Source organism: Citromicrobium bathyomarinum (assembly GCF_038594605.1).
Lineage (GTDB): Bacteria > Pseudomonadota > Alphaproteobacteria > Sphingomonadales > Sphingomonadaceae > Alteriqipengyuania > Alteriqipengyuania bathyomarina_B.
This window is the reverse complement of the sequence record NZ_JBCFZM010000004.1, coordinates 147,714-162,264: the sequence shown is the minus strand read 5'-3', so window position 1 is coordinate 162,264 and position 14,551 is coordinate 147,714. Positions and strand designations below refer to the sequence as shown.

The window sequence follows — 14,551 nt, the reverse complement described above, 5'->3', positions numbered from 1 at the left end:
ACCCCCATGAAGATCGCCATGCTGGCGCGTAATCCGAACCTCTATTCGCACAAGCGTCTGAAGGAAGCGGCAGAGGCGCGCGGCCACTCGCTCGATATTCTCAACACTACCCGGTGTACCGTGCATATCGCGAGCCACCGGCCCGAGGTCTATTATGACGGAGAACCGTGCATCGGCTATGATGCGGTCATCCCGCGCATCGGGGCTTCGGTCACCAATTACGGCCTCGCCATCCTGCGCCAGTTCGAAATGCGCGGCTGCTGGCCGCTGAACGAAAGCGTCGCCATCGGGCGCAGCCGGGACAAGCTGCGTTCGATGCAGATCTTTGCCAAGCACGGCCTCGGCCTGCCGCTGACCGCCTATGCCAACGACCCCAAGAAGGCGGAGGAAATCATCCGCGCGGTCAAGGGCCCGCCGGTGGTCATCAAGCTGCTGGAAGGCACGCAGGGCATCGGCGTGGTGCTGGCGGACTCGATGTCGAGCGCGAAGTCGGTGATCGAAGCGTTTCGCGGCGCCAACGTGAACATCCTGGTGCAGGAGTTCATCAAGGAAGCGGGCGGCACCGATATCCGCGCGCTGGTGGTCGGCGGCAAGGTGGTCGCGGCGATGAAGCGCACCGGCGCGCCGGACGATTTCCGGTCCAACCTGCATCGCGGCGGCAGCGCCCAGCTGATCAAGATCACCCCCGAGGAACGCAGCACTGCCGTGCGCGCGGCCAAGCGCATGGGGCTGAACGTGTGCGGGGTCGACATGCTGCGGTCCAATCACGGGCCGGTCATCATGGAGGTGAACTCCTCTCCCGGCCTCGAAGGAATCGAGGCCGCGACGGGCAAGGACATCGCGGGCCAGATCATCGAATTTATCGAAAAGAGCGCCAAGATCGGGGCGACGAAGACGAAGGGCGCGGGTTGAACGCCGCAGCTGCAAGGGGGAATCCAATGCGTAAATCGGCACCCACAGGCCTGCTGTTGGTTGGCTTGGCTTCCCCGGCGATGGCGCAGACGCCGCCATCGATGGTCGGCGCCCACGATCCGGCATCGATCGTCGCGGCGCTGAAGATGGGCGGTTACAAGGCCGAACTGGATACGGACGGTTCCGGCGATCCCATGATCAGCACCGAGTTCGCGCAGATGCCCTCCTACATCCATTTCTATGGCTGCAATGCCGAACATGTCGAGTGCACCTCGCTCATGTTCGCGACCGGATTCGACCGGGAGACGCAATGGGATGCGGCATCCGCGATCGAGGTGAGCAAGAATCTGCGCTTCGCGGCGATCTGGCTCGACGACGAGGGCGATCCGTTTATCTCGTGGGACGTGGTCACCGGACGCGAAGGTGTCCCGGTGGGCACCTTCTCCACCGCCGTCCGGATGTATGTCGATACGGTCGATAGCGTGGCCGACATCGCCTTTGCACAGCAACGCGGGGAATAGGGCGTGCGTCGACAGCGACGCGTTGGATGATGCGGGCGGGTTGGCCATTCTATCCCGGCGCGCGTGACGACCGGGGCCCCGGTCGGGCAGTGAGAGTCTTCTGTGCCCGATGGATCGCAGCGGGTTCGGCGCTTGTGCTGGCATCTCCCGTCAGCGCGACCTGGACGATCGTTGCGGTCGATCCGGAAACCCAGGAAGTGGGCAGCGCCGGTGCATCATGCACGGCCTTCGTCGCGGGTGTAGCGCGGTTGGTGCCAGGGCACGGGGCCGTTGTCGCGCAGGCGAGAAGCAACATGGAGGCGAAGGAAAAAGCGGCCGATATGATGGCCCTCGACCGGCCCATATCCGCGATCCTCGCGACCATCACCGATCCCGCGTTCGACACCATGGCGCAAGACCAGCAATACGGGCTCGCCGTGTTGCGCGATGAGGGAGAGGTGCCCGGTGCGGCTGCTTTCACCGGCAGCGAAACCCACGCGTCACGCGGGCAGATCGTAGGTCGGCGGTTTGCCGTGCAGGGCAACATTCTCGCCAATGATCGGGTCGTGCAGGCCAGCTACGATGCCTATCTGCACGCCGAAGCGGGGGGCTTGCCCTTGGCCGAACGGCTTATGCGCGCGCTCGAAGCAGGTGCCCACGCGGGCGGCGATCGACGATGCGGGCCGGAAAAGACGGCGCAGTCGGCGTATCTTGGCGTGGGTGTACCGTCCGACACGTTGCGTGAGCTGAGCCTCAAGCTCATTGTCGGTACAAACCGGGAGCGACGAGAACCCGGTGGTCGAGCTCCGCAGGCGCTACCAGGAAAGCTTGGAACTACGCTGACAGGACGGCTCAGGTCAGCTGCGCGAAGGCCATCAGCAGCCCGATGCCTGCGATCACGCTGGTGAAGATGCCGAGCGCGCGCGAGCGGATCCAGCCTGCCACTCCGATCGAGCCCAGCATCGCGGCGATGCCGAACATGAAGCTGATCGCAATGGTCACCTGGAGGCTCGCCAGCGGGGTTTCCCTGATCGTCGTCGGCGCGTTCGGATGCAGCGCGAAGCTGATCGAGACGGCGGAGGTCAGGCAGATGATGAACGCCACCGCCGCGAAGGCCGAGGCGCCGATGGCGATCCGCGCAAAGATGCCCGGCTTGGCCAGCGTCAGCAGCGTGACGAAAATGGTCGCCGAAAATCCGCCGAGGAACGAACACACGCCGATCATCATGTCGGCGAGCGCGAGCTGGTAGGCGGGATCGAGCTGGACCATCGTCTTTTCCGTCAGGCGCGACCTACCTGAAGGCAGGTTCGTTGAACGCGCGCAGCTTGCGTGAATGCAGGCGCTGGCCTTCCTTCCGCAGGTGGCGGCAGGCGGCGATGCCGATCTGCAGGTGCGCGGCGATCGCCTCTTCGTAGAACGTGTTCGCCTGCTTGGGCAGCTTGATCTCGCCATGCAGCGGCTTGTCGCTGACGCATAGCAGCGTGCCATAAGGCACCCGGAAGCGGTAGCCCTGGGCGGCGATGGTCGCGCTCTCCATGTCGATCCCGACCGCGCGGCTGAGCGAGAAGCGCTTGGCCGACAGGGCATAGCGCAATTCCCAGTTGCGGTCGTCGGTCGTCACCACCGTGCCGGTGCGCAGCCGCTGCTTGAGATCGCTGCCATGCCTGCCCGAGACTTCCTCGGCAGCGGCGGCGAGCGCCTGCTGCACTTCGGCAATCGCAGGCAGAGGGATCTCGGGCGGCAGCACCGGGTCGAGCACGTGGTCGTCGCGCAGGTAGGCATGGGCGAGCACGTAGTCGCCGATCTTCTGGCTGGCGCGCAGGCCGCCGCAATGGCCGATCATCAGCCACGCCTCGGGCCGCAGCACCGCAAGGTGATCGCAGATCGTTTTCGCATTGCTCGGCCCGACGCCGATATTGACCAGGGTTATCCCGCCGCCGTCCTTCCCGATCAGGTGGTATGCGGGCATCTGATGCCGTCGCCACGACGCGTCGGAGAGCTGATCCTTCGCATTCTCCGTCGGCTCGGTCAGGAAGAGCCCGCCCGGCCCTGCAAGCGCGCTGCACTCGTCCTCACCCAGCCGCTGGCCCGCCCAGTCCACGAATTCGTCGACATAGCGGTGGTAGTTGGTGAACAGGACGAAGCGCTGGAAATGCTCCGGGTCGGTGCCGGTATAATGCGCCAGCCGCGCGAGACTGAAGTCGGTGCGCAGACCGTCGAACAGCGAGAGCGGGATCATTGCATCCTCGTCCTCCAGTTCGATCCCGTCCGCCAGTTCGTCCCCGATATCGGCAAGATCGGTATGGGGGAAATGACGCGCGATTTCCTGCGGGCTCGTGCCCGAGAGCTTGGCCGTCGCCTCCCCGTCCAGCACGTAGGGGAAGGGGATTTCCTGGTCCGACGGCTGCACGTCGAGGTGGATCGCATAATCGCTCTCGATCAGCTCCAGCTGCGCGCGCAGGTAATCGCGGAATAGCGCGGGGCGCGTCACGGTGGTGGCATAGGTGCCAGCGCGGGCGAGGCGGCCGAAGGCGCGGCTGCGCGCGTCCTGCGGCTCGCTGCCGTCGTAATGCAGCAACAGGCGCGGATAGGTGTAGCGGCCCTCGCGTGCGCTGGCGGTGGGCAGGGCGCCGGTCTTGGCGAAGGCCACGATATCATCGCGCAGCGCGGTGATGGCGGTGTCGTATTGCGCTTCGAGCGCGTCGAGGGCTTGGTCGATGGTCAGCATGGCCGCGCGTCCTAGCGGCGTCGCATGATACCGCCAAGTGGCGATCGCGCTGAAGGGCATTCAGCGGCCGAACGAAAAAGGGCCGCTGCGCGTCGGGTGACGGCAGCGGCCCTTTGTTCCGGTATAAGCTGTTAGAGGCTTATTCGCTCTTGGGTTCGACCTCGTCCGAGCTCGTTTCCGGCTCGGTCGCTTCGATCAGCGACTCGGTGGTCGTCTGGTCTTCCGGGGTCGACACACCATCTTCCATCAGCTCGGCAGGGATTTCACCGGGTTCGAGCGTGGGGTCGATCTGGTTCTCGGCAGCCGCTTCTTCGATCTGCTTCTGGTCGTCTTCGAACATCTGGGCGAGGACGTCGACGCCCTGGCTCTGCAGTTCGGCTTCATCGTCCGAACGCGCGACGTTGGCCTTGACCGTCACGTGCACCTCGGGGTGCAGTGCCACGGTCACATCGTGCATGCCGATCACCTTGATCGGGCTGCCCATGATGACCTGCTTCTTGTCGACTTCGTGACCCTGGGCTTCGAGGCCCGCCACGATGTCACGCACGTTGACCGAACCGTACAGCTGGCCGGCGTTCGACGAGGCGCGGATCAGGACGATCTCTGCCCCTGCGATCTTCTCGCCAGCCTTCTCGGCTTCGCCACGACGTTCCGCGTTTTCCTTTTCGAGGCGTTCGCGGTTGGCTTCGAAGACCTTCTTGTTGGCAGAGTTGGCGCGCAGCGCCTTCTTCTGCGGCAGCAGGAAGTTGCGTGCGTAACCGTCTTTCACGGTCACAACGTCGCCGATGCTGCCCAGATTGCCGATACGTTCGAGGAGGATAATATCCATGGTGTCTCGCTCCTCTTACTTCACGACGTAGGGAAGAAGGCCGATGTGGCGCGCGCGCTTGATCGCCTTGGCGAGTTCACGCTGCTTCTTCGCGCTGACGGCGGTGATGCGGCTGGGCACGATCTTGCCACGTTCGGACATGAAGCCCTGCAGCAGACGCACATCCTTGTAGTCGATGACCGGAGCATTCTTGCCCGAAAACGGGCAGGTCTTGCGGCGGCGGAAAAACGGGCGGGCCATTAGTCGTCTCCCCGATCGGAGCGCTCGCGGCGCTTTTTGTTGTCGCGTTCGTTCTTGCGCATCATCGCGGACGGGCCTTCTTCCAGCTCGTCGACGCGGATCGTCATGTACCGAATGACGTCTTCGTTGATGCGGGTCTGCCGCTCCAGCTCGGCAACCATGCTGCCGGGGCCTTCGATGTTCAGCAGCACGAAGTGCGCCTTGCGGTTGCGGTCGATCTTGTAGGCGAGATTCTTGAGGCCCCAGGTCTCCGTCTTGGTGACCTTGCCTTCGTTCTTCTCGATGATCTCGGTGGCTTGCGCGGCCAGAGCGTCGACTTGCGACTGGCTCAAATCCTGGCGCGCAAGGAAAATGTGCTCGTAAAGAGCCATCCCTTGTCCTTTCACGTTGCTGCCGATCGCTGGCTTATCCCACGCGGATCGCGGGGCCCCTCCGGCTTTCTTGGTTTCCCCACTGCCAGCCGTCGCCGACAGCAGGGAAGCGGGCCACATAGCGGGATTGGCGGGTAATGCAAGGCTTCGCTTGCGAGCAATGCGGTGCCAAAGACGGTTCTGCCGCGTTGGCGTGGCATACGCACAAAGTGAAAAGGAATTGCAATGCCCGGTGGCCTCGCCGCTCTATTGGACGACGTATCGATTATCGCGCGCGCAGCGGCGGCTTCGGTCGACGATGTGGCGGCGGCTGCTGGCCGGGCGGGCACCAAGACCGCAGGCGTGGTGATCGACGATGCGGCCGTCACGCCCAGCTACGTCACCGGTTTCTCCCCGGCGCGCGAGCTGCCGATCATCTGGAAGATTGCGCTTGGCAGCATCAAGAACAAGCTGCTGATCCTGTTGCCCGGGGCCTTGCTGCTGAGCGAGTTCCTGCCTCAGGCGATCGTCTTCATCCTGATGCTGGGCGGCTGCTACCTTTCCTACGAAGGCGCGGAAAAGATCATCGAGAAGCTGACCGGCGCGAAGCACGGCGAGACGATCGAGGAGCCGATCAAGGACGAGAAGGCATTCGAGAAGAAGCGGGTCGATGGCGCTATCCGCACCGATCTGATCCTTTCGGCGGAGATCATGGCCATCACGCTGAACGAGGTGGCGGCGGAGACTCTCGTGACCCGGACATTCGTGCTGGCGCTGGTCGGCCTGGCGGTGACGGTCGGTATTTACGGCGCGGTGGCGCTGATCGTGAAGCTGGACGATATCGGCCTGCACCTGATGGAAAAGCCCGGCGATTTTGCGAAAAAGGTCGGCAAGCTGATGCTCAACGCGATGCCACATATCCTCACCATCCTGTCGGTCGTGGGAACGGCGGCGATGCTGTGGGTCGGTGGCGGGATCATCCTGCACGGCACGCACGAGCTGGGCTTCCACACGCTCTATGATGCGTCGCACGGGCTGGAGAATGCCGTGGAAAGCACGACCGGCGCGCTCGGCGGCATTCTTGGCTGGGTGACCTACGCAGCGGCCTCCGCGCTACTCGGGCTGGTGCTGGGCGCGGTGATCTTCCTCGTGCTGCACAAGGTCTTCGGCATGGGGCACGACGAAGAAGGTGGTGAGGGCGCGCACTAGGCGTCCGGCCCGGCCACCTTCGTCAGATCGGTCCCGCAGCGGCTGCACGTCTTGTTGGGCCACGGCAGCATAATGGCACCGCGAAAGAACAGGTTGCTGCGGCAGTTCGGGCAGTTGAAGCCGAGGATGCCGATATTGGCCATGAACAGGCCGAAGATGACGATCGCGAAGGCAATGCTCGAATGGCCGATCCATGCATCGACCGCAATGATGAACACCACGCCGATAGCAACTCCGACGAGCATCTTGAGCGCGTGGCGGCGGGCGGCTCGGTAGGCGGTCATGTAAGCTGCTCGTCGGTGAGATCGCGTCGACACTTCCAACACTCTGAGCGCGGCCACGGCCAGAAGAACCCGTACGCCCTGAAAACGCTGTAGCCGCAGTTCGGGCATACGTAGCTGTAGGTCCAAAGACCTAGACCGATCCATACGAGCGCGAACAATCCCCCAGCCCATTCGAAAGGAAGGAACCGGGTCGTGATGAGCATCCAAGGAATAAAGCAAACGAAAGCGAGAATGATGCGTTTCGCGTGTCTCTCGGCATTTTCGTAAACGCTCACCCCAGCCGCTCCTGCTCATATCTCGCAAACCTGCTTCAGGTATCGGCGCGAGTGCTCATGAAGGCAAGCTGGCTGCCTGTTCCCGCTAGCCATCCTGCGCCGCAGCCGCCCGGTCGAGCACGTCGAGCTGGGCCTTGTAGGTCGGGCAGTCGTAGTGCTGCTGGCCACTCATCCCCAGCGTCGTCCCGCCAAAATCCACCATGAAAGTATCGTCGCTCAGCCGTGCCTGCACCTTGTCGAGCACCCGGCAGCTCAGCCCGCCATAATAGGTCTGCGTGCGCGGGCTATCGATGACCGCCTGGTAGGCCGTCGTGTAGTGCGCGTGGGCTTGCTTGAAACGCTCGGGCAGGTCGACGAAGCCCTCTGCGGTGCAGGCATCCCAGTCGACCACACCGTCGATCGGCGGCCTGCCATAGGCGCACATCACCGATTTGATGGCGTCGGGGTCGGTGCCCGCAGCAAACAGCGCGTCGATATCCTGCTGGGAGAGTGCCGCTGCAATTGTGCGATGCGCGTACTCGCTGATCTCCAGCGAATAGGGCGTGAATGCGGAGCGGATCAGCGCATTCGACTCTTCGGCAGTGAAGTTTGCGTGGGCAGCTTCTTCGGTAAAGCCTTGGCCATCGGGCGAAATGACCATATCGGTGATGGTCTGCTGAGAGAGTTGTTCGAGCATGCGGGCCAGCGAAGAATCGGACACCGCGCGTTCGAAATGCTGGGTCTTTTGCCAGTTCTCCAGCGGCTCCTCGGCATTGCAGGCGGTCGTGGCGAGCAACAGTACCCCCGTCGCAGCCAGCGTTATCGCATGTCTCATCGTTTGCATCCCCCCAATTGCGGGGAGCCTAATGCGCCCCGCAGCACCCTGTCGATGAGGGCTGCGATGACAAATGCTGTCAGGTTTGCGCAGCTAACCGAGCCGGTCGAGCAGATCCTTTGCAAACACGCTCAGCGTATCGTCGCGCGCGCCCATCACGGCGATGCGGTCGCCGGGTTTCGCGTTCGCTACCAGCCAGTCGCCGCAGCCTTCGCGGGTGTTGATGCACATGGCTTTCCCGCCATTCTTGGCGATCAGGTCGACGATCCGCTCGCTACCTTCGGAGCGGTCGACCGTGCCGCCGAAATAGACCGGGTCGCACAGCAGGGTGACGTCTTCGGGACCGAGTTCGCGGGCGAAGGTCTCGGCCAGTTCGGCGCCCATCTGTTTGAGCGGGCCGTATCCGTGCGGCTGGAAGAACGCGAGCACGCGGCCCGGGTGGGACTTTAGCGTGCGCAGCGTGGCCGCCGCTTTCTCCGGGTTATGGCCGAAATCGTCGATCACCGTAACGCCCGAGGGGGAGGTGCCGACGATATCGAACCGCCGCGCCAGCCCCTTGAACTCGGCCAGCGCCGCGACCGCATCTGCCACCGGCACGCCCGCCGCATTCGCGCCCGCAATCGCGGCGAGCGCGTTCGAGAGATTGTGCCGCCCCGGCAGATTGAGCGTCAGCGCGTGCTGGCTATCGTCGCGCTTGTCGTGGACCATCGCCGCCTGCCGCGTCGGCCCCTCGGCCAGCGAACCCTCGACGATGCCGAGCGCGGCACAACCATTGGTCACGCCGAAGGTCAGCGGCGCATTGGCGTGGGCGACGAGGCGGAAGGCTTCCTCGTCGTCGGCATTCACCACGCCGCGCTCCGACGCTTCGAGGAAATCTCCGAACAGCTGACGCAGCTCGTCCATGCTCTTGTGATCGAGCGATACGTTCAGAAGGATGCCGACCGCAGGCTTGTACTGCGCGATGGAGCCATCGCTCTCGTCGACTTCGGAGACATACAGGTCCGCATCGCCGACCACCGCGCTGGCGAAGGGGCGGTCATCCGACACGAAGTTCTTCATCACCGCGCCGTTCATGATCGTCGGCTGCTTGCCCGCGTGGTGCAAAATCCAGCCGAGCATTCCGGTGACGGTCGATTTGCCGCTGGTCCCGGCCACCGCCACGCCGGTTTCGGCGGCGTTGAACAAAGCGGCGTTAAGGTCCGCGCGGGTCAGGCGAGGCAGGCCAAGCTCCTTGGCGCGCACGACTTCGGGCACGGTGTCCTCCACCGCGGCGCTGGCCACCAGCACCTGGCTTTCCGAGGTGATCCCGCTGCCGTCCTGCGGGAAGAGTTGAAAACCCTGGGCCTCCAGCGCGGCGAATTTCTCGGGAGTGCGGCCCTGGTCGAAACTTCGGTCCGACCCGGCCACTTCCGCGCCGCGCCCTTTGAGGATCGCCGCGAGCGGCTGCATTCCCGATCCGCCGATGCCGCAGAAGAACCAGGGGCGGGCTGTGAGGTCGGACGTGGGGTCGGGGAGGTCGGTCATCCGGCCTGCCTATTGTCATTGTACCAACTCGTCACCCCCGCGCAGGCGGGGGTCCCGCTTTTTCCCAGTCACCTTCGCTGAAGAGAGCGGGATCCCCGCCTGCGCGGGGATGACGGGGGTGCATTTGGCGGATACAACCGCGCAATGACACGCATCGCCATCTGCGCGCCCGCGACTGCAATCACGCCCGCTCATGCCGAGGCGATAGAGCGGCTCGTCACTGACGAATTCCCCGAGCACAGCGTCTATGTGCATCCCCAGTGCTTCGAAAGCTGGGGGCATTTCGCGGGCGACGATCTCACCCGCCTCACCGCGTTGGTCGAATGCGCCAATGACCCGAAATATGATGCGGTGTGGTTCGCCAAGGGGGGCTATGGCTCCAACCGGATCGCGCAGGCGGCGGTCGCGCGGATGAACGATGCGGCGCGCGAAAAGACCTATGTCGGCTTCTCCGACATGGGCTACATGCTCGCCGCGCTTTACCGTAACGGGATCGGACAGCCGGTCCATGGCCCCATGCCGGTCAGTGCGCGCAGCGAGCGCGGGCGTGAAGGCGTGCGCCGGGTGCTGCGCTGGCTCTCCGGCGATGGCAGCGGGCTGGAGCCGCATCTAGATGGCAAGACGCCGACGGTCGCGTTCAACCTCATCACGCTCGCCATGCTGGTCGATACGCCGCTGCTGCCCGATCTTTCGGGCCATGTCGTGATGGTCGAGGAGGTGAGCGAGCATCTCTATGCCGTCGACCGGCTGTTCTTCAGCCTTTCCAACACGTTGCCGCGCGTCGCGGGCCTGCGGCTAGGCGCGGTGACCAACGTGCCGGAGAACGACCGCGAATTCGGCCAGAGTGCGGAGGAAATCGCGCAATACTGGTGCGCGCGGGCGGGCATCCCCTACCTCGGCCGGGCCGAAATCGGGCACACGGTCAGCAACCGCATCGTCCCCTTCGGCCTTGCCAGCCCGGCGCGCGGTTCCTAGTCCCCGGCCCGACAAGGAGATTTTATGAGAGCTTTTATTTTCCCGGGGCAAGGGAGCCAGAAGGTCGGCATGGGTGCCGATCTTGCCGACGCCAGCGCCGCCGCGCGCGAAGCCTTTCAGGAGGTCGACGACGCGCTGAACCAGAAGCTGTCGACGATGATGCGCGAGGGGCCGGACTCCGAACTCACGCTCACCTCCAACGCCCAGCCCGCGATCATGGCCAATGCCATCGCCACGCTGCGGGTGCTGGAAACAGACTTCGGCGTGAAGCTGAAGGATGTAGGCAGCTGCGTCGCGGGCCATTCGCTGGGTGAGTACACCGCGCTGTGTGCGGTCAACGCCTACTCGCTGGCCGACACCGCCCGGCTGCTGCGCCTGCGCGGCATCGCGATGCAGGATGCCGTGCCGATCGGTGTGGGCGCGATGGCCGCGCTGCTGGGATCGGATATCGAGACCGCGCAGAAGGTCGCCGACGAGGCCGCCAACGGCCAGGTGTGCGAGATCGCGAACGACAATGATCCCTCGCAGGTCGTGCTCTCCGGCCATGCCGAAGCGATCGAGCGCGTGCTGAACATGGCCAAGGACCATGGCGTGAAGCGCGCGGTGCGGATCCAGGTGTCGGCGCCCTTCCACTGTTCGCTGATGAAGCCCGCCGCGCAGCGGATGGGCATTGCGCTGAAGGACAATGGCCCCTCGGCGATGGACCTGCCGCTTTATGCCAATGTCACGGCAGCCAAGGTCTCCGACTCGGCGGAGGAGCGCGACCTGCTGGTCGACCAGATCACCGGCCGCGTGCGCTGGCGCGAAAGCGTGCTCGCGATGCGCGCCGACGGGATCGAGCACTTCGTGGAACTGGGCGGCAAGGTGCTCGGCCCGATGGTGAGCCGGACGGACAAGGAAGCCAAGGTCGCCAGCTGCATCACCATGGAAGACCTCGAAGCGCTGGCGAAGGAGCTTTAGCGCACAGCGAACCCTCGCATTCCCGCTTGCCACGGGCCGCGGGAGGTGAGAGCCTTCCGGTCAGGGATGGAGGGCGAGCATGGGGCGGTTCGGCAATCTGGCTTCGGCGGCTTTCGCAGCGGCTTTCCTGTCCGCGTGTGCGACGCTTCCGGCGCCTCCTGACGACAGGTCGAGCGTCGCGATGTTCGAGAGCGATGCGCAGATCGACGCCTATACGCGCGCCCAAAAGCGCGAGGCCGAACGGGAGCGCAAGCGCCGCGAGCAATCCGGTTACGAAGACATGATCGTCGTCACGGGCTCGCGGATGGAAGCGGTCCCCATCACCAACGTCCAGGAACAGGGCGTCGACGAGGGCGGGATCGTCAAGGCCACGACCGACCACATCCTCGTCCTGCGCAAGGGGCGCTTGCACACGATCCGCCACGGCGGCGGTGCGCTGGAGGAAATCGATTCGATCGCGGTCTATCCGCCGGGCGACGACGACCCGGACGACACCTGGTACGACGAGATGCTGCTGTTCGGCGATGTCGTGGTCGTGATCGGCTATTCCTACGGCGAAAGCGGAACGGAAATCTCGCGCTTCTCGCTCTCGGAGGACGGCAGGCTCGCCTATCGCGATACGCATTACCTGCGCTCGGACGATTACTATTCCTCGCGCAATTACGCTTCGCGGCTCGTCGACGGGCACCTGCTGACCTACACGCCGACCGACTTCGGCACCGACTGGCGCGAGGAATTGCCGTATCTGGAGCGCAGGCAGGCGGACGGATCGCGCGTCCGGGTTGCCGGGCCAAGACCGCAGATCGGGATCGGCGACATCGCGCTGGCCAATCCCGATCCACGCTACGACATCCTGCACGCGATCACCTCCTGCGATCTTGCGCGCGAGGAGATGGCATGCACGACCCGCGCCGTCGTCGGCTCGTATTCGCGCAATTCCTATTTCAGCGCCGATGCCGCCTATGTCTGGACCGGAGGAGAATCGTGGAGCTACGCGGCGCGAGCTGCGGGCAAGGTCGATCACGCCGATACGCTCTACCGCATCCCCATGCGCGACAGCGAGCCGATGACCGCCGTTGCCGCGCGTGGCTCCCCGATAGACCAGTTCTCCTTCCTCGAAGACGCAGAGACCGGGAACCTGTTGGTGCTGCTGCGCGACGACGATCTGGGGGAGGGGATGTGGCAACCCGAGTTCAGCGATGGCGCGACATTTCTGGTCTCCATCCCGCTCGACGATTTCGGGGACGGTTCGGTCGAGGTGCCGCCGGGGGCATACCGCGCCTTGCCGACGCCCGAGGGGTGGCGCACGCAGAATCGCTATGTCGGGCGCTTCCTGCTCTATGGCGGCGGCTTTTACGGCGAGGAGGACGAGACGCCCGAGCTGTTCGTGGTGCCGCTCGACCGGCGCTGGGCGGAGCGGATTGCGCTGCCGCACAGGGTTTCGCGGATCGACCGGCTGGGCGAGGATGGCGTGGTAATCGGCCCCGGGCCGGACGATGCGCTCGGCTTTTCGACCATCGCGCTCGATGCGGAACGCCGTACCGCGACCGTGACAGACAGCTTCGCGCTCCCCTCTGCCGACGAGGGCGAGAACCGCAGCCATGCGTTCTTCTTCCGTCCGGATGCCGGGGATCCCGAAGGCTCCGATGGTGTCATGGCCTTGCCCGTCGCGCGCGAGCTGGACGGACTGGATCTCGAATTCCTCGGCTCCTCGTCCGAGATGTTCTTCCTGCGTCGGAATGCCGGCAAGCTCGCCCCGGCGGGAAGCCTTGCCGCCGTGCCGGACGAGCGCGTGATTTCCGCCGCGCAGGCGATGGAAGACGTGGAGGATTGCGAAGCCTTATGCATCGACTGGTATGGCAACGCGCGCCCGATCTTCATCGGCGATCGCATCTTCGCGCTGATGGGTTACGAGATCGTCGAGGGCCGGATGGTCGACGGAGAGATCGAGGAAGTCCGCCGGGTGGATTTCATGCCGCGCTAGCGCTTTTTGGCGCCGACCATTGACCATCGCTGCGCGGATCGCGAAGGCGTGATGGATATTGCACAGTTTGCGGAGAAGACCCCTTGTTCTCACTCGAAGGAAAAACCGCGCTCGTCACCGGCGCCAGCGGCGGGATCGGCTCGGCCATTGCGAAGGCGCTCGCCGCGCAGGGCGCCCGGTTGGCGCTCTCTGGCTCGAACGGCGACAAGCTGCGCGCCTTCCGCGACCAGCTCAACGACGAATACGCGCACGACAGCGGCGCGCATGTCGAGATCACCTGCGACCTTTCGAACGCCGAGAGCGTCGAGGAACTGGTGCCCGCCACGATCGACACGCTGGGCCAGCTCGACATCCTCGTGAACAATGCCGGCATCACGCGCGACAACCTTGCGATGCGGATGAAGGACGAGGAATGGGATCAGGTGATCCGCATCAATCTGGAAGCCGCCTTCCGCCTGATGCGCGCCGCCGCGCGCCCGATGATGAAGGCGCGTTCCGGGCGGATCATCTCGATCACCAGCGTCGTGGGCACCACCGGCAATCCGGGCCAGATAAACTACACCGCAGCCAAGGCGGGCCTGACCGGCATGTCCAAGAGCCTCGCTCAGGAACTCGCCAGCCGCGGCATCACGGTGAACTGCGTCGCGCCCGGTTTCATCCGGACCGCGATGACCGACGCGCTGGACGACAAGCAGAAGGCCGCCATCGAAGGCCGCATCCCGGCAGGCCGGATGGGCGAGGGCGACGAGATCGGTGCGGCGGTCGCCTATCTCGCCAGCGACGAGGCGGCGTACGTTACCGGGCAGACGCTCCACGTAAACGGCGGCATGGCGATGCTGAGCTAGGATTGCATCGGGGAAGGGCTAGCCACTGGAGGCTCAACGCCTTATCCCCGGGTTTTCCGGCAGACTCGCGCTTGATCCTTGCCCACGCGGGCAGGCGCGATAAGGAAACCGGATAAGATTCT

General features: G+C 64.6%; 16 protein-coding genes. 8 read left to right on the top strand and 8 right to left on the bottom strand.

Features of this window, described 5'->3' with window-relative positions; genetic code table 11:
* Positions 1-6: 6 nt before the first annotated feature.
* Genes rimK through AAG612_RS14935 form a run of 3 tightly spaced genes read left to right on the top strand, consistent with a single transcriptional unit; the run spans position 7 to position 2,320 of the window.
* Positions 7-912: a 30S ribosomal protein S6--L-glutamate ligase gene (gene rimK, locus AAG612_RS14945; protein ID WP_342511623.1), complete on the top strand. Its 906-nt coding sequence runs from the start codon at positions 7-9 to the stop codon at positions 910-912.
* A gap of 26 nt (positions 913-938) precedes the next feature.
* Entirely contained in the window at positions 939-1,433 is a 495-nt protein-coding gene (locus AAG612_RS14940; RefSeq protein WP_342511516.1) for a YbjN domain-containing protein, read from the top strand.
* A 26-nt stretch (positions 1,434-1,459) separates the two neighbouring features.
* Positions 1,460-2,320, top strand: a complete 861-nt coding sequence (locus tag AAG612_RS14935) for a DUF1028 domain-containing protein (protein WP_342511514.1) — start codon at positions 1,460-1,462, stop codon at positions 2,318-2,320.
* On the opposite strand, the gene AAG612_RS14930 is transcribed toward AAG612_RS14935, so the two are convergent.
* The 5 genes from AAG612_RS14930 to rpsF form a co-directional block, all read right to left on the bottom strand.
* Positions 2,265-2,681 carry a hypothetical protein gene (locus tag AAG612_RS14930; RefSeq protein ID WP_342511512.1) on the bottom strand — a complete coding sequence of 139 codons (417 nt, stop codon included), beginning with the start codon at positions 2,679-2,681 and terminating at the stop codon, positions 2,265-2,267. The genes AAG612_RS14935 and AAG612_RS14930 overlap by 56 nt on opposite strands.
* Positions 2,682-2,703: 22 nt before the next feature.
* Entirely contained in the window at positions 2,704-4,140 is a 1,437-nt protein-coding gene (locus AAG612_RS14925; protein ID WP_342511510.1) for an AMP nucleosidase, read from the bottom strand.
* Positions 4,141-4,279: 139 nt separating this feature from the next.
* Positions 4,280-4,969 carry a 50S ribosomal protein L9 gene (gene rplI, locus AAG612_RS14920; RefSeq protein WP_342511508.1) on the bottom strand — a complete coding sequence of 230 codons (690 nt, stop codon included), beginning with the start codon at positions 4,967-4,969 and terminating at the stop codon, positions 4,280-4,282.
* Between the two features lie 15 nt (positions 4,970-4,984).
* The gene (rpsR, locus tag AAG612_RS14915) at positions 4,985-5,209 is read right to left on the bottom strand and encodes a 30S ribosomal protein S18 (RefSeq protein WP_010240048.1); all 225 of its coding nucleotides are present in this window, start codon (positions 5,207-5,209) and stop codon (positions 4,985-4,987) included.
* On the bottom strand, positions 5,209-5,580 hold the full coding sequence (gene rpsF / locus AAG612_RS14910) for a 30S ribosomal protein S6 (RefSeq protein WP_342511503.1): 372 nt from the start codon (positions 5,578-5,580) through the stop codon (positions 5,209-5,211). The genes rpsR and rpsF overlap by 1 nt, the downstream gene beginning before the upstream one ends.
* Positions 5,581-5,805: 225 nt before the next feature.
* Between rpsF and AAG612_RS14905 the strand changes: the two genes are divergently transcribed.
* Complete coding sequence (locus AAG612_RS14905; protein WP_342511501.1) at positions 5,806-6,768, top strand: DUF808 domain-containing protein; 963 nt, start codon at positions 5,806-5,808, stop codon at positions 6,766-6,768.
* Here the strand turns inward: AAG612_RS14905 and AAG612_RS14900 are convergent.
* From AAG612_RS14900 to AAG612_RS14890, 3 genes are all read right to left on the bottom strand, one after another.
* The gene (locus tag AAG612_RS14900) at positions 6,765-7,052 is read right to left on the bottom strand and encodes a hypothetical protein (RefSeq protein WP_342511499.1); all 288 of its coding nucleotides are present in this window, start codon (positions 7,050-7,052) and stop codon (positions 6,765-6,767) included. The two genes, AAG612_RS14905 and AAG612_RS14900, sit on opposite strands and share 4 nt — an antisense overlap.
* Before the next feature lie 360 nt (positions 7,053-7,412).
* Positions 7,413-8,141: a hypothetical protein gene (locus AAG612_RS14895; RefSeq protein ID WP_342511497.1), complete on the bottom strand. Its 729-nt coding sequence runs from the start codon at positions 8,139-8,141 to the stop codon at positions 7,413-7,415.
* 93 nt (positions 8,142-8,234) lie between these two features.
* Positions 8,235-9,665 carry a glutamate ligase domain-containing protein gene (locus AAG612_RS14890; protein WP_342511495.1) on the bottom strand — a complete coding sequence of 477 codons (1,431 nt, stop codon included), beginning with the start codon at positions 9,663-9,665 and terminating at the stop codon, positions 8,235-8,237.
* 144 nt (positions 9,666-9,809) lie between these two features.
* Here AAG612_RS14890 and AAG612_RS14885 point away from each other — a divergent pair, with 144 nt between their 5' ends.
* From AAG612_RS14885 to fabG, 4 genes are all read left to right on the top strand, one after another.
* Complete coding sequence (locus AAG612_RS14885; RefSeq protein ID WP_342511493.1) at positions 9,810-10,640, top strand: LD-carboxypeptidase; 831 nt, start codon at positions 9,810-9,812, stop codon at positions 10,638-10,640.
* Positions 10,641-10,664: 24 nt separating this feature from the next.
* Positions 10,665-11,600, top strand: a complete 936-nt coding sequence (gene fabD / locus AAG612_RS14880; protein WP_342511491.1) for an ACP S-malonyltransferase — start codon at positions 10,665-10,667, stop codon at positions 11,598-11,600.
* Between the two features lie 79 nt (positions 11,601-11,679).
* Entirely contained in the window at positions 11,680-13,584 is a 1,905-nt protein-coding gene (locus AAG612_RS14875; protein WP_342511489.1) for a beta-propeller domain-containing protein, read from the top strand.
* An 83-nt stretch (positions 13,585-13,667) separates the two neighbouring features.
* Positions 13,668-14,429 (top strand): 3-oxoacyl-[acyl-carrier-protein] reductase, encoded by a 762-nt coding sequence (gene fabG / locus AAG612_RS14870; RefSeq protein ID WP_342511487.1) that lies wholly within the window; start codon positions 13,668-13,670, stop codon positions 14,427-14,429.
* Positions 14,430-14,551: the final 122 nt, after the last annotated feature.

Coding starts and splice junctions, on each gene's coding strand:
- AAG612_RS14885 (WP_342511493.1), top strand. CDS start 9,810: ATGACACGCATCGCCATCTGCGCGCCCGCGACTGCAATCACGCCCGCT.
- AAG612_RS14905 (WP_342511501.1), top strand. CDS start 5,806: ATGCCCGGTGGCCTCGCCGCTCTATTGGACGACGTATCGATTATCGCG.
- rimK (WP_342511623.1), top strand. CDS start 7: ATGAAGATCGCCATGCTGGCGCGTAATCCGAACCTCTATTCGCACAAG.
- fabD (WP_342511491.1), top strand. CDS start 10,665: ATGAGAGCTTTTATTTTCCCGGGGCAAGGGAGCCAGAAGGTCGGCATG.
- AAG612_RS14895 (WP_342511497.1), bottom strand. CDS start 8,141: ATGAGACATGCGATAACGCTGGCTGCGACGGGGGTACTGTTGCTCGCC.
- rpsR (WP_010240048.1), bottom strand. CDS start 5,209: ATGGCCCGCCCGTTTTTCCGCCGCCGCAAGACCTGCCCGTTTTCGGGC.
- AAG612_RS14940 (WP_342511516.1), top strand. CDS start 939: ATGCGTAAATCGGCACCCACAGGCCTGCTGTTGGTTGGCTTGGCTTCC.
- AAG612_RS14875 (WP_342511489.1), top strand. CDS start 11,680: ATGGGGCGGTTCGGCAATCTGGCTTCGGCGGCTTTCGCAGCGGCTTTC.
- AAG612_RS14925 (WP_342511510.1), bottom strand. CDS start 4,140: ATGCTGACCATCGACCAAGCCCTCGACGCGCTCGAAGCGCAATACGAC.
- AAG612_RS14890 (WP_342511495.1), bottom strand. CDS start 9,665: ATGACCGACCTCCCCGACCCCACGTCCGACCTCACAGCCCGCCCCTGG.
- AAG612_RS14930 (WP_342511512.1), bottom strand. CDS start 2,681: ATGGTCCAGCTCGATCCCGCCTACCAGCTCGCGCTCGCCGACATGATG.
- AAG612_RS14900 (WP_342511499.1), bottom strand. CDS start 7,052: ATGACCGCCTACCGAGCCGCCCGCCGCCACGCGCTCAAGATGCTCGTC.
- rplI (WP_342511508.1), bottom strand. CDS start 4,969: ATGGATATTATCCTCCTCGAACGTATCGGCAATCTGGGCAGCATCGGC.
- rpsF (WP_342511503.1), bottom strand. CDS start 5,580: ATGGCTCTTTACGAGCACATTTTCCTTGCGCGCCAGGATTTGAGCCAG.
- AAG612_RS14935 (WP_342511514.1), top strand. CDS start 1,460: ATGATGCGGGCGGGTTGGCCATTCTATCCCGGCGCGCGTGACGACCGG.